Annotated in this window: 10 protein-coding genes and 2 pseudogenes; 9 read left to right on the forward strand and 3 right to left on the reverse strand. The window is 61.3% G+C overall.

From position 1 onward, the window contains the following. Positions 1-4: 4 nt before the first annotated feature. From HFO99_RS00330 to HFO99_RS00365, 8 genes are all read left to right on the forward strand, one after another. Positions 5-1072, forward strand: coding sequence for an ABC transporter permease (locus tag HFO99_RS00330; RefSeq protein WP_222358345.1), 1068 nt, complete (start codon positions 5-7; stop codon positions 1070-1072). Continuing rightward, entirely contained in the window at positions 1069-2004 is a 936-nt protein-coding gene (locus tag HFO99_RS00335) for an ABC transporter permease (protein ID WP_222358348.1), read from the forward strand. The genes HFO99_RS00330 and HFO99_RS00335 overlap by 4 nt, the downstream gene beginning before the upstream one ends. Next, on the forward strand, positions 2001-2834 hold the full coding sequence (locus HFO99_RS00340; RefSeq protein ID WP_222358352.1) for an ABC transporter ATP-binding protein: 834 nt from the start codon (positions 2001-2003) through the stop codon (positions 2832-2834). Before HFO99_RS00335 ends, HFO99_RS00340 begins: the two co-directional genes overlap by 4 nt. Beyond that, positions 2831-3580: an ABC transporter ATP-binding protein gene (locus HFO99_RS00345; RefSeq protein ID WP_222334779.1), complete on the forward strand. Its 750-nt coding sequence runs from the start codon at positions 2831-2833 to the stop codon at positions 3578-3580. The genes HFO99_RS00340 and HFO99_RS00345 overlap by 4 nt, the downstream gene beginning before the upstream one ends. Before the next feature lie 161 nt (positions 3581-3741). Then, positions 3742-3930: a hypothetical protein gene (locus HFO99_RS00350; protein WP_164578691.1), complete on the forward strand. Its 189-nt coding sequence runs from the start codon at positions 3742-3744 to the stop codon at positions 3928-3930. Positions 3931-4057: 127 nt separating this feature from the next. Next, positions 4058-4222 (forward strand): hypothetical protein, encoded by a 165-nt coding sequence (locus HFO99_RS00355; protein ID WP_018244083.1) that lies wholly within the window; start codon positions 4058-4060, stop codon positions 4220-4222. 652 nt (positions 4223-4874) lie between these two features. Next, complete coding sequence (locus HFO99_RS00360) at positions 4875-13394, forward strand: GH36-type glycosyl hydrolase domain-containing protein (RefSeq protein WP_222358355.1); 8520 nt, start codon at positions 4875-4877, stop codon at positions 13392-13394. Between the two features lie 100 nt (positions 13395-13494). Continuing rightward, positions 13495-14727, forward strand: coding sequence for an OpgC family protein (locus HFO99_RS00365; protein WP_222358357.1), 1233 nt, complete (start codon positions 13495-13497; stop codon positions 14725-14727). A 51-nt stretch (positions 14728-14778) separates the two neighbouring features. Here the strand turns inward: HFO99_RS00365 and HFO99_RS00370 are convergent. From HFO99_RS00370 to HFO99_RS00385, 3 genes and pseudogenes are all read right to left on the reverse strand, one after another. Next, positions 14779-15102 (reverse strand): annotated as a pseudogene (locus HFO99_RS00370) (VOC family protein); the annotation flags it as partial. 234 nt (positions 15103-15336) lie between these two features. Further along, a pseudogene (locus HFO99_RS00380) lies at positions 15337-15910 on the reverse strand (IS5 family transposase); the annotation flags it as partial. A gap of 154 nt (positions 15911-16064) precedes the next feature. Further along, the gene (locus HFO99_RS00385) at positions 16065-17828 is read right to left on the reverse strand and encodes a glucan ABC transporter ATP-binding protein/ permease (protein ID WP_222249164.1); all 1764 of its coding nucleotides are present in this window, start codon (positions 17826-17828) and stop codon (positions 16065-16067) included. 319 nt (positions 17829-18147) lie between these two features. On the opposite strand from HFO99_RS00385, the gene HFO99_RS00390 reads away from it, so the two are divergent. Continuing rightward, the gene (locus HFO99_RS00390; protein WP_222249162.1) at positions 18148-18903 is read left to right on the forward strand and encodes a LuxR family transcriptional regulator; all 756 of its coding nucleotides are present in this window, start codon (positions 18148-18150) and stop codon (positions 18901-18903) included. The last annotated feature ends 120 nt before the right edge of the window (positions 18904-19023 follow it).

Raw genomic sequence — 19023 nt, forward strand, 5'->3', positions numbered from 1 at the left:
TCGCTTGAGCACCGTCGAAACAATGCAGGAGGCGCGGCCCCGAAAGGGCCGTGCCAGGGCCTTCGTAAAGGCGTTAGGGCGATTTCTGTTTGCCGCCGTCACCACCTATCTCGGCCTGCTGGCCGTCACCTTCTTCATCGGCCGCGTCGTGCCGATCGATCCCGTGCTCGCCATTCTCGGCGATCGCGCGCCTCATCATGTCGTCGAGCGCGTTCGCCAGGAAATGGGCTTCAACCTGCCGCTCTACCAGCAGTTCTTCATCTATATCAAAGGCATCCTCTCCGGCGATTTCGGCAATTCGGTGCTGACGACCAATCCCGTAATGGTTGATATTCGCCGCGCTCTGCCGGCGACGGTCGAGCTGGCAACGCTTGGAACGATCATCGGCGCCGTGGTCGGCGTGCCGCTTGGCGTTCTCGCCGCGGTGCGCCGCGGCAGTATCGTTGACCAGGTCGTGCGCGTCATCGGCCTTGTCGGTTATTCGGTACCGATCTTCTGGTTGGCGCTGATCTCGCTCGTCATCTTCTATGCGCAACTGCGCTGGGTGGCCTTTCCAGGCCGGATCGACATCGTCTTCGAATACACGTTCACGCCGATCACCGGCTTGTACCTCTTCGACAGCGCCTGGCAGGGGCAGTGGGATGTCTTCTACGACGTGTTCCGCCACATTATCTTGCCTGCATCCCTGCTCGGCTATTTCTCGCTCGCCTATATCAGCCGGATGACGCGCAGCTTCATGCTGAACGAGCTTTCCCAGGAATATATCGTCGCCGTGCGCGCCAAGGGGCTTTCGGAAACACGGGTGATCTGGGGCCACGCGCTGCGCAATGCCGCCGTGCCGCTCGTTACCGTGATTGCTCTTTCCTATGCCGGCCTGCTCGAAGGATCGGTGCTGACCGAGACGGTCTTTTCCTGGCCGGGCATCGGGCTCTACATCACCAATTCGCTGCAGAATGCCGACATGAACGCCGTTCTTGGCGGCACGATCGTCATCGGTACGATCTTCATCGGTATCAACCTTCTGTCCGATCTTCTCTACCGGACGCTCGACCCGAGGACGCGAAACCGATGACGGCCAATGCCAGCCCATCTCCTTCGATGAGCCGCCGCGAATGGCTGCTTTCCGACCGGCCGCAGTCGCGCCTGCAGGCCCGCCTCGGCCGGGCCTATGTCACATGGCGGCAGTTCACGGCCAACAGGCTCGCCGTCGTCGGCCTGCTGATCATCGTGGCGCTGCTTTTCATCGCCGCCTTTGCCGATGTGCTCGCAACGCATAATCCGGTGGTCGGCGATCTGCGCAATGCCCGCCTGCTGCCGCCCGGCACGGGGGAATTCTGGCTCGGCTCGGATGACCAGGGCCGTGATATCTATTCCCGGCTGATCTACGGATCGCGATTGACGCTGCTCGTCGTCGCGCTCGTCGCCGTCATCTCGGCGCCGATCGGGCTGATCGTCGGCACGGTCTCCGGTTATGCCGGAGGCTGGGTGGATGCGACGCTGATGCGGATTACCGATATCTTCCTCGCCTTTCCGAAGCTGGTGCTGGCGCTCGCCTTCGTCGCGGCGCTCGGGCCTGGCATCCAGAATGCGATCATCGCAATTGCGATCACGTCCTGGCCGCCCTATGCCCGTATCGCGCGCGCCGAGACGCTGACGGTCCGGCGTTCCGACTATATTTCGGCGGTGAAGCTGATGGGAGCCTCGCCGCTTCGCATTGTCGTGCGCCATGTCATGCCGCTCTGTATTTCCTCGCTGATCGTGCGTGTGACGCTCGACATGGCGGGCATCATCCTGACGGCAGCCGGTCTCGGTTTCCTCGGTCTGGGGGCGCAGCCGCCGCTACCGGAATGGGGTGCGATGATCGCCTCGGGACGGCGTTTCATCCTCGATCAATGGTGGGTCGCGGCGATGCCCGGCATCGCCATCCTCATCGTCAGCCTCGGCTTCAATCTCCTCGGCGACGGCCTGCGCGACGCGCTCGACCCCAAGGAGAGCGGCCAATGACAACACTTCTGACGGTGGACAAGCTCAAGGTCAGCTACCCCACGCGCACCGGCGTGATCGAGGCCGTGCGCGGCGTCTCCTTCACGCTCGGCAAGGAAAGACTCGGCATCGTCGGTGAATCCGGTTCCGGCAAGTCGCAGACCGGCCGGGCAATCATGGGCCTGACGCCGAAACACGGCATCGTCACGGCCGACAGGCTTAATTTCAACGGCATCGATCTGATCAATGCGTCTGCCGGCGAAAGGCGCAGGCTGCGCGGCAAGCGCATCGCCATGATCCTGCAGGATCCGAAGTACTCGCTCGACCCCGTCATGTCGATCGGACGGCAGATCTGCGAAACGCTGCGCACGCATGAGAAGGTCGGCAAGGCGGAGGCGCGCGAGCGCGCGCTCGCCATGCTGGAAGCGGTGCAGATCCGCGACCCGAAACGTGTCTTCGACCTGCATCCGCACGAGGTTTCGGGCGGCATGGGGCAGCGTGCGATGATCGCCATGATGCTGATTGCCGGGCCTGAGCTGCTGATTGCCGACGAGCCGACCTCGGCGCTCGACGTGACGGTGCAGCTCGACGTGCTGCGGATCATGGACAAGCTGGTGTCCGAGCGCGGCATGGGGCTGATCTTCGTCTCCCACGATCTGAGGCTGGTTTCCTCCTTCTGCGACCGCGTCATCGTCATGTATGCCGGAAAGATCGTCGAGGAGCTGGCGGCCGCCGATCTCAAACATGCGCGGCATCCCTATACGCAGGGGCTGCTGAACTGCATGCCCGAGATCGGCGCGAACCGCCACCCGCTGCCGGTGCTCGACCGCAAGCCGGAGTGGGCGGCATGACTGCAGCTCTCGAGATCGACAATCTGAGCGTCGTCTACGACCATTTTCATGCGTTGAAGGATGTCAGCATCGCCGTCGAACGCGGCGAATCCTTTGGTCTTGTCGGCGAATCCGGCTCGGGAAAATCGACCTTGTTGCGGGCCGTTGCCGGACTTGCGCCGGTGAGCGGCGGCGCGATCAACATCGACGGTGAGGCGTTGAAAGGTTCGAAGCGAAGCAAAATCTTCTACCGGCGCGTACAAATGGTCTTCCAGGATCCCTATGGTTCGCTGCATCCGCGCCAGACGATCGACCGGCTTCTGCTCGAACCGCTTGCCATCCACGGCATCGCCGACGGCGAGAAGCGCATCGCCCGGGCGCTCGACGAGGTTGGCCTCGGCAATGGTTTCCGTTTCCGCTACCCGCACCAGCTCTCCGGCGGCCAGCGACAGCGCGTGGCGATCGCCCGGGCGCTGATCGTCGAACCGTCGATCCTGCTGCTCGACGAGCCGACATCGGCGCTCGACGCCTCGGTGCAGGCCGAGGTGCTGAACCTGCTGGAAGAGATCCGACGCGACCGCAAGCTCACCTTCGTGATGGTGAGCCATGATCTTGGTGTCGTCACCCATATGTGCGAACGGCTCGCGGTGATGCGCAACGGCGCCGTCGTCGAGCGGCTAAGCTCGCAAGAGCTGGCTGGAGGTGCGGTTCATGAGGACTATACGAGAAATTTGATGATCGCGAGCAAGGGTTTCGTCAAGGCCTGAAAGCCAACCTTTTCAAACCTTTGAAAAGAAAGATCGGCGGCAGCGTTAAGGATAATGCTTTCCTAAAAGACGACCATTCGACTAGACTATTGACAGCCGCCTTGCTTCTGTCATGATCCTGTTAACGTTTGTTAGCTTTCGTGATCGATGGAGGTTGAAGCATGTTCTTTCTCGGTGGGATGACCATGGGCTACCTTGATCCTCCCCTGAAAACCGATCGCCGGGAACAGATTTCGGTATCCCTTCCCTCGGAAAAGGACCGTCGGCTGATCGAGACGTCCTCCAACCCGCCTGAGAATGAGAGTGCCGTCGAGCGCTCGTTGATCTGGGCATGGCGCACGCTCTGCTAAAAGGGCTGGTTGAATTTTCTCTTCCGTTCGCTCTGGACGGAAATTTATCTCTACCTACTTGATAGAGAAAATACGAATATAAGCGCGAGCCGCACAACCGGCCGCACGAGAACAACGGAGGCGACATATGGCAGATCTGGGTATTTCGCATGCTCACGTGAACCAGTATGGTTCCGTACCGACCAAGAAGCCGCTCACGACGCGCCACAGGCTTCAGACGGTGCTCCATGGCGCGATCTTCACCGCGGCGTTCCTGTTCGTCGTCGCCATGGTTTGCGGCGTCGTCGGGTAATCCGGCGGATGAAGCGTCGGCCGATGCCGACGCTGCGGCGGTTTCCGCCTCTATTGAATTCCGGACCATTCAATTTGTCTCGGCATTCTCCCGGCACTCGAATGTCAAAAGGAGAGTGGTCACGAGAGGCCTTTTATTATGGTTGATCGGCATTCCGATCCCCATCATCATTCTTCTCTATTTTTTCACGCCATCTGAAGCGTCCCGCGGAGGCCTTGATCTCGAGCGCAAACGGCGTGGGCCGCCGGCCGCCCAAACTGCCGCCAGGCGGATGGTCAGGCAATCATGCGTCTTTCGTTTTTCCGAAATCGAACAGCTCTTGCATTGCCGGAACCAGGTGCCGGCATTTTCGTCATTTCCCACCGCCCAGACAAGCTCGCCGGGCGGCGGCGCATGCCTCCCGACTTGAATTTTCCCAAGGATGTCCAAATTTTCGACATGGCTTTCCCGGAGAGGTTATCGATGGTCTCGATCACCCGGCGAGCCGCGTCCTGACCAGGGCTTAGCCCGTTTGCATCGCTTGCCAAGTGTCGTTCACCCCGGCTTCATCGATCTTTGAAGAATAGGGCTCCGTTCATGTAGCAGTCATGATAAGCAGTGCAAAAGGCTGAGCAAAACAGCCATAACTTCGTTTGGATCCAGAACCGAACCCATGTCTATTTCAAATCTTTCTCCGAGCCTTTCGCGCGAACCCGAAACGAAGCAGATCGATCATAACGATTCGATCCGCTCGACCTATCTTTCTATCGAGGACATCAAGGCGATGGGCGATGCGGTCGCCCGCAACGGCGTCGACAAGCTGCCGGCTTTCGCCCCCTTCGATTTCTTTGCGCGTCATAAGGAAAACGAGAAGGAAATCCTGCGCGTCTACCGGACCACGGCGACCGATGTCGAGGCCGGCGATACCATCACGCCGGCGGCAGAATGGCTGCTGGATAATCACTATATCGTCGAAGAGGCGATCCAGGAGGTGCGGCGCGACTTCCCCCGCCGCTTCTATCGCGAATTGCCGACCATGGTCGTCGGCGGCGTCGAAGTACCGCGCACCCTCGTGCTTGCTTGGCTCTATGTCGCCCATACCCACAGCACGATCTCGCAGGAAAGTCTGACGGCGCTGGTCGATGGCTTCCAGGCCAGCGAGACGCTCAGGATAGGCGAACTCTGGGCGTTGCCCTCCCTCGTGCGCTACGTGCTCGTGGAAAACCTTCGCCGTATTTCGAGCCGCGTCGAAGCCAGCCGCCGCCTGCGCCGCCGCGCCAACGAGGCGGCCGACGAATTGGTGCGCCTGACCGACCCAGCCGGGGCGGCCGCCTATCTGAAGACGCTGGAACCGCTTGCCGAGGACAATACCTTCTCGACGCAGTTCCTCTATCGCCTGCGCGACGGCTCGCAGACGTCGAGCCTGGCGATCACCTGGCTCGACGAGCGGCTGGAAGAGCTCGGCCGCAACACCGAAGAGGCGACGACGGCCGAACACAGCCGGCTCTCTTCCGGCAACGTGACGATGGGCAACATCATCCGAAGCCTTCGCGAGATCGATGATGCCGAATGGTCGGTCTGGGTCGAGCAGGTCAGCCATGTCGACAAGCTCCTCTGGGAGCATTCGGATTACGGCATTCTCGATTCCGGCTCGCGCAACAAATATCGCAAACAGATCGAGAAGCTGGCCAAGCGCTCGCCGCTGTCGGAAATGGAAATCGCCCAGCTGGCGCTCGACATGACCGCTGCCGCCAAGGCCTCCGGCGAGCCACAGCCGCATGAACCGAATGTTGGTGGCTTCCTGTCGGGCGCGCAGCGGCCGAAACTCGAGGCGCGGGCGAACTATCGCCCGACGGTCATCCAGCATTTCGTGCGTGCCGTTCGTCGGTTCAACTGGCTGGCGATTGCCGTGCCCGTCATGCTGCTGACGGTCATCGCCATGGCGATCGTCGGCAAATTCATGGCGAATGCCGGAATGGGTGCGATCGAAATCGCCCTGCTGCTGATCATGTTCTCAGTGCCGGCATCGGAGGGGGCGACAGGTCTCTTCAACACCTTGCTGTCCTTCTTCGTGACGCCGGCGCGCCTCGTCGGCTACGAGTTCAAGGAAGGCATTCCGGAGGATGCGCGCACGCTGCTCGTCGTGCCCTGCCTGATCTCGAACCGCGACAGCGTCGACGACCACGTGCGCAATCTCGAGGTTCATTATCTCGCCAATCCGCGCGGCGAGATCTATTTCGCGATGCTCAGCGACTGGCCGGATAGCGAGGCCGAGGAAACGCCCGCCGATCTCGAGGTTCTCGATTATGCCAGGCGCGAGATCGCCAATCTCTCCGCCCGCTATGCCTATGATGGCAAGACGCGTTTCTATCTGTTGCATCGCCGCCGCCTCTATAATCCCTCGGAAGGCGTCTGGATGGGCTGGGAGCGCAAGCGCGGCAAGCTGCACGAGCTGAACATGCTTCTGCGCGGCGACCGCGACACGACCTATCTGCCGGGCGCCAATGCCGTGCCGGCCAATGTGCAATATGTCATGACGCTCGATGCCGATACGCGCCTGATGCGCGATGCCGTCACCAAGCTCGTCGGCAAGCTCTATCATCCGATCAACCGCCCGGTCATCAACCCGAAAACCGGCCGCGTCGAAAGCGGCTATGGCGTACTGCAGCCGCGGGTCACGCCGTCGCTGACGACGGGCAAGGACGCGTCGGTCTTCCAGCGCGTCTTTTCGATCAACCGCGGCCTCGATCCTTATGTCTTCACCGTTTCCGACGTCTATCAGGATCTCGCCGGCGAAGGCACATTCACCGGCAAGGGCCTTTATCATGTCGATGCCTTCGAAGCGTCGCTGAAGGGCCGGATCGACGAGAACTCCGTGCTCAGCCACGATCTTCTCGAAGGCTCGATGGCGCGTTGCGCGCTCGTCACCGATCTCGAGCTGGTGGAGGATTTCCCGATCCGCTACGAGGTGGAAACCTCGCGCCAGCATCGCTGGGCGCGCGGCGACTGGCAGCTTCTCCCCTACATGTTCAATCCGACATACGGCGTCACGGCACTCGGCCGCTGGAAGATGTTCGACAATCTGCGCCGTTCGCTGACGCCGATCGCCTGGTTCTTCGCCTCCGTGCTCGGCTGGTATTTCATGGGTCCGCTCGGCGCGCTTATCTGGCAGATTCTGCTGATCTTCTGCCTCTTCGTTGCGCCGACGCTGTCGCTCATCAACGGCATCATCCCGCGCACCAGCGATATCATCGCCCGCGCCCATCTCTATACGGTCTGGTCCGATATCACGGCCGCCAATGCGCAGGTTGCGTTGCGCGTCGTCTTCATCGCCGATTCGGCTTGCATGATGGCGGATGCGATCGGCCGTTCGCTCTATCGCCTGTTCGTCAGCCGCAAGCTAATGCTGCAGTGGCGGACTGCCGCCAGCGTTCAGGCCGGCGGCCAGGGCACGTTGGTTTCCTACTACAAGGCGATGTGGCATGCGCCGGCGTTGGCGCTGCTGGCGCTCGGTTTTGCAGCCCTTCCCGGCGACAACGCCTTCCTCGTCGGCATTCCCTTCGCGCTGCTGTGGATGTTCTCGCCGGTGGTGGCCTGGTATGTCAGCCAGTCGGCAGAAACCGAGGATCGGCTCGAGGTTGCCGATTCGGTGTCGAGCGAACTGCGCAAGATCGCCCGGCGCACCTGGCGCTATTTCGAAACCTTCACGACGGCCGAGCAGAATTATCTGCCGCCGGACAACATCCAGGAAACGCCGCATGTGATCGTTGCGGCGCGCACCTCGCCGACCAATATCGGCGTCTATCTGCTTTCCGTCGTATCCGGCCGGCATTTCGGCTGGTTCTCCTTCGAGGAGACGCTCGAGCGGCTGGAGCAGACGATCGCGACGATCGACAGAATGGAGAAATTCCGCGGCCATTTGTTCAACTGGTATCACACCGATACGCTGCAGACGCTTGGGCCCCGTTATGTCTCGGCCGTCGACAGCGGCAATCTCGCCGGTCATCTGATCGCGATTTCGTCGGCCTGTCGCAACTGGGCGGAGGCGCCGTCCGCCCATATGCAGGGCAATCTCGACGGCGTCGGCGACACGGCCGGCATCCTCGGCGAAGTGCTGGCGGACCTGCCCGATGACCGCAAGACCGTGCGCCCGCTGCGCCGGCGCCTGGAGGAGCGCATCGTCGGCTTCCAGAACGCGCTTGCCGCCGTCAAGCGCGAGCACGAATTCGCCTCGATCCGCATCATCAACCTCGCCGTTCTCGCGCGCGACATCGAGAAGCTCGCCGCAAATCTCGACCATGAGGTCAAGTCGAAGCAGAGCGAAGAGGTCACCCTGTGGGCGGCATCGCTGGTGAAGGTCTGCGAGGCGCATATTTCCGACAGCACCTTCGATCTTTCCAAAGTCGATGCGCTGAGGCCGCGGCTGGTGGCGCTGCGCGACAAGGCCCGCGATCTTGCCTTCTCGATGGATTTCGGCTTCCTGTTCCGGCCGGAGCGGCGCCTGCTGTCGATCGGCTACCGGGTCGAAAGCGGCGAACTCGACCAGGCCTGCTACGACCTTCTCGCCTCGGAATGCCGCTTGACCAGCCTCTTCGGCATCGCCAAGGGTGATCTGCCGACGGAACACTGGTATCGCCTTGGCCGCCAGGTCGTACCTGTGGGGTCGCGCGGTGCGCTGGTCTCCTGGTCCGGCTCGATGTTCGAATATCTGATGCCGCCGCTCGTCATGCAGGAGCGCGGCGGGGGTATTCTCAACCAGACCAACAATCTGGTCGTCATCGAACAGATGAACTATGCCCGCAAGCTTGGCATTCCCTGGGGCATTTCGGAAGCGGCCTTCAATGCCCGCGACCACAACCTCAATTATCAGTACACGAATTTCGGCGTGCCGACGCTCGGCCTGAAGCGCGGCCTCGGCCACAATGCCGTCATCGCGCCTTACGCATCGTTGCTTGCCAGCCAGTACGACCCGCCGGCCGCGCTCGAAAACCTGCAGAGGCTGCGCAAGGTCGGGGCGCTCGGCAAGTTCGGCTTCCACGACGCCGTCGACTTCACGCCGACGCGCGTGCCGGAAGGCAAGAAATGCGCGGTGGTTTACAACTATTATGCCCACCACCACGGCATGTCGATCGCGGCGGTCGCCAACGTCGCCTTCAACGGTCATCTGCGCGAGCTCTTCCACTCCGATCCCGTCATCGAGGCAGCGGAGCTGCTGCTGCAGGAAAAGGCGCCGCGCGACATTCCCGTCATGAGCGGCAAGCATGAATCCGACACGCCGGCCAGCATCCAGGACGATCTCCTGCGGCCGGAGCTCAGGAAGATCAGCGATCCGGCTTCGCGCGACCGCGAGCTCGTGTTCCTGTCGAACGGTCATTATTCGCTGATGCTGACGGCGACGGGTGCTGGTTATTCCCGCTGGAACGGCCTTTCCGTTTCTCGCTGGAAAGCCGATCCGACCGAAGACCGCTGGGGCAGCTTCATCTTCCTGCGCGATACCGCCACCAACGAATGGTGGTCGACGACATCAGAGCCGAAGGGTGTCGAAGGCGAAAAAATCAAGGTCGAATTCGCCGATGAGAAGGCGCAGTTCACCAAGACGGTCGGTGACCTCACAAGCGAGGTGGAATGCATCATCGCGACCGAGCATGATGCCGAGGCCCGACGCGTCACCCTGCTCAACATGGGCACGGAGGACCGTTTCATCGAGGTCACCTCCTATCTCGAACCGGTGATAACCACCGACGATACCGACAACGCGCATCCGGCGTTCGCCCGCATGTTCGTCAAAACCGAGATCGGCAAGCGCGGCGACGTCATCCGCGCCGAACGCAACAAGCGCGACCCGAACGAGCCGAACATCAGCATCGCACATCTGATCGTCGACAATGCCGGCGACACCCGCCATACCGAATTCGAGACCGACCGGCGCAAGTTCATCGGCCGTGGCCGCAGCCTTGCCGATGCGGCGGCCTTCGATCCGGGCGCTACGCTTTCCGGCAGCGACGGTTTCATGCTCGATGCCGTCATGTCGCTGCGTCGCACCGTCCGCGTGCCGGCCGGCAAGAAAGTCAGCGTGATCTTCTGGACGATTGCGGCGCCGAGCCGCGACGAAGTCGACAAGGCAGTCAATCGCTACCGTCATCCCGACGCCTTCACCCACGAACTCGTTCAGGCCTGGACACGCACGCAGGTGCAGATGCGCCATGTCGGCGTCACCTCGCAGCAGGCGGCGGCCTTCCAGCATCTCGGACGCTATCTCGTCTATCCCGATATGCAACTGCGCAAGGACGAGGCGACCGTCGAGGCCGGCTTGCAGTCGCAATCGGCACTCTGGCCGCTGGCAATCTCCGGCGACTTCCCGATCTTCACGCTGCGCATCAACGACGACATGGATCTCGAGATCGCCCGCGAGGCGCTGCTGGCGCAGGAATATCTGCGCTCGCGCGGCGTCACCGCCGATCTCGTCATCATGAACGAACGCGCCTCTTCCTATGCGCAGGACATGCAGCATGCAGTCGACGCCATGTGCGAGAACGTCCGTCGCATGGGCCAGGCCGACGGATTGCGCCAGCATATCTTTGCGGTTCGCAAGGACTTGATGGAGGAGAGCACCTATCACGCGCTGATCGCGGCTTCGCGTGTCACGCTGCATACCAAGAACGGCAAGGTGGTCGACCAGATCAACCGCGCCGTGGCGCTGTTTGCACCCTCCAAGGAGGAACTGCAGGAGATCGAACGGGCCGAGCGCAACAAGCCGCCCGTCAAGCGTGTTGCACCTGTGCCACCGCCTGTCGTGCCCGCTGTCGTCATCGAGGAGGAAGGCGATCTCGACTTCTGGAACGGCATCGGCGGCTTTGCCCGCGATGGGCGTGAATATGTCGTTCGCCTGCCCGGAGGTCAAGCGACGCCGCAGCCCTGGATCAATGTCATTTCCAACGACAGCTTCGGCTTCCACGTGTCGGCCGAGGGCTCGGGTTTCACCTGGAGCGTCAATTCGCGCGACTATCAACTGACCTCCTGGTCGAACGATGCGGTAGTCAACCGTTCGGGCGAGGCGTTCTATCTCACCGATCTGGACAGCGGTGCCGTCATGACGCCGTTCGCAGCGCTTTCCGGCCGGCCGGACATCCGTTTCGAAGCCCGCCACGGGCTCGGCTATTCCGTCTTTTCCAGCGTTCAGCACGAGATCGCACTCGAGTTGACGCAGACGGTCGATCGCGAAAAGCCGGTGAAGCTGCAGCGCCTGCGCCTGCGCAATACCGGTTCGGCCAGCCGTAAGCTGCGTCTCTATGGTTATGTGGAATGGGTCCTCGGCAGCAATCCTGCACGCACGGTGCCTTTCATCCTGTCGCAGCATGACGAGGAGACGGGGGCGCTGTTTGCCACCAATCCGTACAGCATCGACTTTTCCAACCGCACCGCCTTCTTCGCGGCGAGCGAGACGCTTTCGAGCTTCTCGGCAAGCCGGCGCGAATTCATCGGCAAGGCGGGGACGATTCAGGCACCGCAGACCGTCACCTCCGCCGCCGCCCTTTCCGGCTCGACGGAACTCGATGGTGATCCGGCCGCGGCGCTTGCAATCGACATCGAGCTCGGCACCGGCGAGGAGCGCGACTTCACCTTCTTCCTCGGCGATACGCCGACGGAAGAAGACGCGCGCACTGTTATCGCCGATATCCGCAAGGCTTCGTTCGACGAGACCGTCGAGGCAAACCGCGCCTTCTGGCGAGACTTCACCGGCAGGCTGCAGATATCGACTCCGGATCGCGGGATGAACAATCTCGTCAATACCTGGCTGCCCTACCAGAGCCTCGGTTGCCGTATCATGGCCCGCACCGCCTTCTACCAGGCAAGCGGCGCCTTCGGCTTCCGCGACCAGTTGCAGGACACGCTGGCCTTCGTGCTGCACGAGCCCTCGCTTGCCCGCCGCCAGATCTTGAATGCCGCCTCGCGGCAATTCGGCGAAGGCGATGTGCAACATTGGTGGCTGCCGGGAACGGGTGCGGGCGTGCGCACGCTGATCTCGGACGACGTGGTCTGGCTCGCTTACGCGATCCATCACTATTGCAACGTCACCGGCGACAAAAACGTCCTCGACGAGGAGATCGCCTTCCTGGAAGGGCCGGCACTGCTCGAAGGCCAGCACGACTCGTTCTACAGGCCGGAGATTTCCGAGGACAAGGCGAGCGTCTACGAACACGCGGCATTGGCGCTCGATCTCGCCATCGCTCGCAAGGGGGCTAACGGCCTGCCGCTATTTCTTGGCGGCGACTGGAACGACGGCATGAACCGCGTCGGCATCGGTGGGCGCGGCACCAGCGTCTGGCTCGGCTGGTTCCTGGCGGGCGCATTGCGCTCCTTCATTCCCTATGCCGAAGAGCGCGGCGACACGGTCCGGGCAGAGCGCTGGTCGGCGCATCTCACCGAGCTGAAGAAGGCGCTCGAAACAGCTGCCTGGGATGGCGGCTACTATCGCCGCGGCACGTTCGACGACGGTGCACTGCTCGGCTCCAGGGAAAGTCCGGAATGCCGGATCGATTCGATCGCGCAGTCCTGGAGCGTGCTGTCGGGCGAGGGCGATCCGGCCCGCGCCGTTACGGCGATGGAAGCCGTGCTCGATCAGCTGGTCGACGAGGATGCCCGGATCATCCGGCTGTTCACGCCACCTTTCATCAATTCCGCCAGGGATCCCGGCTATATAAAGGCCTATCCGCCGGGTGTGCGCGAAAACGGTGGGCAATATACCCATGCCGCGACCTGGGTGGTGATGGCGCTGGCGGAGCTGAAGCGGGGCGACGATGCCTTCCGCTGCTTCCAGATCCTCAACCCGATCACCCATGCGCTCGACAAGGCTTCAGCGGAGCAATACCGCGTCGAACCCTATGTCGTGGCGGCCGACGTCTACGGAAACGAGCCTTATACGTCGCGCGGCGGCTGGACCTGGTATACCGGGTCAGCCGGCTGGCTCTACCGCGCCGCCGTCGAGGGCATCCTCGGTATCCGACTGAAAGACGGTCGGCTCTACGTGCGCCCGTCGCTCCCTTCGGAATGGGACGGTTTTGCGGCAGAGGTGGAGCAAGGCGGCGGCAAATACCGCATTTCGGTCTCAAAAGCGTCCAATGACAGCGGCTACACTCTGTCGATAAACGGCTGCGAAGTCACCGATCCCGAAGAGGGATATCCGCTCGGATAACAGCGTTCTCCACGCTGAAAAACACGGCGATTCGCGACGGCCAAAAGGGAACCCTTTTGGCCGTCGTCGCGTTTGCAAATCGGATAATTAGGAGAGACCAATGGCAAGCACGCCGACCCAAGCTATCGTCACGGGGCGCAGTTCCCTATCCGCAGCTGCGCCAGTGCGCGATACAAGGCTCGATGTCTTGCGCGGCGTGGCGCTGATCATGATCTTCATCAATCATGTTCCCGGACAGATCTTCGAATATGTGACGACGAAGAATTTCGGCTTCTCCGATGCCGCCGAGGCCTTCGTGCTGATCTCGGGCATTGCCGTCGGCCTTGCCTATGGGGGCCGCTTCCAGCCGGGCAACCGGCTCACGGTGGCGATCAAGGCGGCAAAGCGCGCCTTCACGCTCTATCTCGCCCATATGATCACCACCTTCATGACGCTGGCGCTCTTCATCTGCGGTGCCTGGCTCTTCCATCGGCCAGGATTGCTGGTCGAAATCAATATCCTGGCGGTTCTGATGAACCTGAAGGAAGGCATTCCGGCGCTGCTCTTGCTCGGCCACCAGATCGGCTACAACAATATCCTGCCGATGTACGGGGCGCTGATGCTGATGGTGCCGATCATCCTGCTGTTGAATGCGCGCAGCCCATGGCTGGCGCTCGGCGTCTCGGGCACGGTCTGGCTGCTTGCGGGCATCTACGAAGTGGCGCCGCACAACATGCTGATCGAGGGCTACTGGTTCCTCAGTCCGCTCTCCTGGCAGTTCCTGTTTTCGATCGGCATCGTCTCGATGCTGCATATCAGGCGCGGCGGCACGATCCCGCAGCATCCGCTGCTGCTGACGGCCGCTGCCGGTTACGTCATCTTGTCCTTCGTCTGGGTGACCGGCCATCTCTGGATTTTCGGCAACTCGCTGGCAGCCCTTGGCCTGCCGCCTGTCATCACAGGTTTCGACAAGACCTTCCTGTCGCTGCCGCGGCTGCTGCATGTGCTGGCGCTGACCTATCTCGTTATCAGCATCCCGGCACTCTCGCGTATCCTGCGCCGTCCTGCGGACCATCCGCTGACGATCCTCGGCCGCCATTCGCTGAACATTTTCGTTGCCGGCACCATCCTTGCCATGATCGGCCAGGTGGTGCTCTACATCACCAACAAGGACCAACTGGTCGGTCCGCTCTTCGTGATCGCTGGAGTCGCGACACAATTCGCCTATGCCTATTATCTCGAGCGCAAGCGCCAGCAGGGAAAGGTCAAGGGGAAACTTGTCGCCGAAACCATCCCCGTTCCCGTCCGCATTGGAGGGACGGCAAATGCCTATCGCCGGAACGATGGGAAATAGGGCCCGGATTTGCCCAACAGAAATGAGCCGGCGGCCGATGGCCGCCGGCTGCTTGCCGAAGGGATCTCGGACGTAAAAGCGTCTGACGCCCCAAGGCTCGTCGGTCGGGCCGTACTCGATCGGGAAGCCTGAGGCCGCCATTGCCTCGAAGGCGGCATCGAGGTCGTCGACCTCGATCGAGAGGGCGGGCACCTCAGTTCCCGAACCGCCTTGACTGGCGATACTCAGCTGAACGTTCATCGAGCGCGCGGCGCCGAACGTCGTGATCCAGCCGTGATCCATGATGACGTCAAGACCGAGGATATCCTGATAGAAGCGCCGGGCCGGGGTGATATCCGGTGCCTGGATATTAGCGACGATGCGCAGGACCTTCATGGCTTCGCTCCCCGTTGCTCTTTGACTAGGTTAGGGAGGATCGGCGATGTAATCAATCGTCCAAGTCCTGCGGAGAGATACCCCTCGGCCATGCCGGGCATCTCCCCAACGGCCCTGATACATAGCCGGCAGATGTTCGCAGACATGCCTGACACTTCCGTGATGATTTCTCGGGAGGTCGGCATGGTCTGGTCTGGCGGAGATATGCCCGGCAGGTATGACATTGTCTGTAGATTTTCGGGTAGGGTTTGAGGGTATGACCGCCTCAGCCTCCATCTTCGCGATCGTTGCGCGCAAGGCATTGCTGTCATAGGCTTTATAGCCCAGAACGGCCTGACCTGTCTGGTCATGAAGAAGAGCGGGAGCTTGCGTGATGTCGCCGACCTGGCCGGCCGTCACGATAAAGCGCAAGGGACGCCCGAGCGCATCGGCCGGCATATGGATCTTGGTCGTCAGTCCACCTCTGGAACGCCCCAGCGCCTGATCCTTGGCCCCCCTTTTCCGCTTGGGCACGCACGATGGTGCTGTCGATCATCAGGTACTGATTGTCCCGGTCAGCAGTGAGGGCATCAAAGACCCGCTCCCATACGCCGGCATGGCACCAGCGACTGAACCGGCGGTGGACCGTCTTCCACTTGCCGTAGCGCTCCGGCAGGTCCTGCCAGTGTGCGCCCGAGCGCAGTATCCACAAACACCCGTTCACAAACAACCGGTTATCTACCCCCGTCCGACCTGGATCGCCGGCCTTGCCTGGCAACAAAGGCGCAATTCTCGACCATTGCGCCTCGTTCAACTCGTATCGCTTCACTCCCATCAAAGGCCTCCGTGCTGTACACGATACCCCATGAATCAGTGATCAGCCGATTTGGGTATCCTGAATGTCGATTGGTCCTCAGTCCCAGAGCAAACAAAAAAGGCCGGAAGGAGTTACCTTCCGGCCTTTATCTTGAAACCCGAACCGATCAGGCGGCTTCGGTGGTGTGGGACTTCCGGACCTCTTCGTCCGTCAGGATGCCGCTGGCGCGCAGCAGGGCGGCGAAGCGGCCGTTGCTGTGGCTGAGTTCGTCGAAACTGCCCTGTTCGACGACGCGGCCGTCATCCAGGAAGAGCACCATATCGGCTTCGCGGACCGTCGACAGGCGGTGGGCGATGATGAAGGTGGTGCGATTCTCACGCAGATTGTCGATCGCGGCCTTGACGCGGGCTTCGGTTTCGACGTCGAGCGCCGAGGTCGCCTCGTCGAGCACCAGGATCGGCGCGTCCTTGAGGATGGCGCGGGCGATCGCGATGCGCTGGCGCTCGCCGCCGGAGAGCTTGTTGCCGCGTTCACCGACATGCGTATCGTAGCGATCCTCACGCGTCTCGATGAAATCGGCAGCGGCGGCGGCTTCGGCCGCACGGCGCATTTCCTCTTCACTGGCGCCTTCGCGGCCAAGGCGGATATTGTCGCTGATCGAACGGTTCAGCAGGCCCGCATCCTGGAAGACGGTGGCGATGTGGCGACGCAGCGACTTGCGGGTCACCTTGGTGATATCGGTGCCATCGACGAGGATCTTACCGCCCTGGGCATCGTAGACACGCTGCAGCAGGTTGACGAGCGTCGTCTTGCCGGCGCCGGTCGGGCCGACGATCGCGACCGTCTGGCCTGCCTTCACCGAGAAGGAGACATTGTGCAGGCCCTGTGAGCTGTTGCCGAAGCCGAAGGAGACGTCGCGGAATTCGATCGCACCCTTGACGTCCTTGATCTCGCCGTTGCCGGCAGGCTCTTCACGTTCACGCACCGAGTCTTCCAGCGTATAGAATTCCTCGAGTTTGGAACGGGCCTCGAAAATCTGCGTCGCGAACTGGCGCATCAGGTCGAGACGGCCGATCAGCAGGTTGGCAAAGCCGATGAAGGCGATGACGTCGCCGACGCGCAACTGGCCGGCCTGGACGAGCATGGTGCCGATGATCAGGACCACCATCATCGCGATGGTCGACGCCATGCGGTTCAGTGCGCTGGCGATCGCCCACCAGTCGAGCACCGGATACTGGGCTTCGAGCAGACGGTCGGCAAAGGATTTCAGCGCCCTGGTTTCGGCCTCGATGCGGTTATAGCTGTGCAGGACCGAAACGTTGCTGATCGAGTCGCTGACATGCGAGAAGACGGTATGATAATGGTTCTCGACCGAAGCCTGGCCGTCCTTGGTGCGGCTCATGACGACGCGGCCGATCAGCCAGTAGGCGATGGCGAGCACCATGAGCACGGCGGAAAGGCGCAGGTCCATCGACATCGCTGTCGGCACCAGAAGCGTAAGCGCGATGACCGTCGACAGGTGGTTGCGCATGAATTCCAGCCAGAGGCCGAACAGCGTTTCGCAGGCGCGCAGCAATGTATGCAGCGCGTTGGAGGTGCCGCGCTGATGGTGCCAGCCAAGCGGCATGGAAATGATGCGGCCAAAGGCTTCCGTCAACAGCGTCGCCCGCCGGCCATGGGCCAGCCGGTCGGCCTCGCGGGCCACCAGGACGAAGGCAATAGTGTTGAAGACGGCGAAAGTCGCCCACATGAAGAGGATGGGCTTGACCTCGCCCTTGCCCGAAATCGCATCGATAATGCGACCGAACAGGATCGGCTCCGCGATGGTGATCGTCGCAAGAACAATGTTTGCGACAACGACCAGGGATACGCGCAGCTTGTAGGCGCCAAGATAGCGCAGAGCCCTTGCATAGACCTTAAATAGCGTCACGTCGAACCTCTTGTGCATCTGCGAAAACGGGATGATGCGATGCTACAAAAGGCTACCTGAACGGGCGATTAACGGAGTATTCAGGGATCAATCGATGTGATGACTGACACGATGGTACTGTCGCAGCACACGACGGGATGGCCGTGGCGTCGAAATTGCTATCGGGCTACATCTCGCAACAATTTGCACTTGCATTTTATTCAATGTTTTAGCACAGCATTAAATTACAGACTGCATTTATTGAAGACCGTTTCGCGACCAGTTTGACCAGCCGCCGACGGCCTCAGGCGGGCATCAGGCCCGGGCAAGGGGCATTTTTGTGAATATTAATTTGTTAATTCAATTACTTGTAATTCTGGAAGAATGCCCAAACCCTGAAGCTGTCGTCACCGAAGTGGAGCAGATCCTCCACGGTTGCGGCTTCGAATATTACGGTCTTCTGCGCCATGTGCCGCGGAATCCGGTGCAGCACGATCCAGAGCTCTGGGCCGTGGCGCTTGCGGGCCGCTGGCCGGAACAATGGCCGGAGATATATGCCGCGAAAAAATATGCCCTCATCGATCCGATGGTGCGCTATCTCGCTCATGCGCAGCGGCCTTTCCGCTGGCGCGAGGCGATGGTGGCCTTCCACAAGGATGCGCATCAGCGCCGCATGGAGCAGATGATGGTCGATGCCTTCGGGCATGGAATGGAGGATGGCTACATCTTTCCGATCCACGGACGCAACGGCATTCTCGCTAGCCTCAGTCTCGCCGGCAAGCCGATCGAGTTGTCGCCGGTGGAGATAGCACTGTTGGAGGCGGTGGCGCGCAAAGCCTTCTGGCGGTTGCTCGATCTGAAAGGCGAGGCGCCGGCGCTGGAAACCGTGGTGCCGGCCGATACGCCGCTGACGCGGCGCGAGATGGAAATCCTGCATTATCTCGCCGAAGGCATGACGTCGATGGAGATCAGCAAGCTGCTGAAGATCTCAAACCACACCGTCGACTGGTATATGAACGGTCTGCAAGGCAAGCTAAAGGCGAAAAACAGGCAGCAGGCGGTGGCGCTTGCCTTCCGTCATCGACTGATAAGTTAGAACAATTCCGCTTCTCATCGAAGCGGAATTGCTCTGGTTTTTTATTTTGATGCAACTCCGGACGGAAAACCGCTTCGCACTTTTTCTGGAGTTGTTCCGGAATGTCGAAAAATTGCATTT

Origin of the sequence: Rhizobium leguminosarum, from assembly GCF_019798305.1 — a bacterium.
In the GTDB taxonomy this organism is placed as follows: Bacteria; Pseudomonadota; Alphaproteobacteria; order Rhizobiales; family Rhizobiaceae; genus Rhizobium; species Rhizobium leguminosarum_U.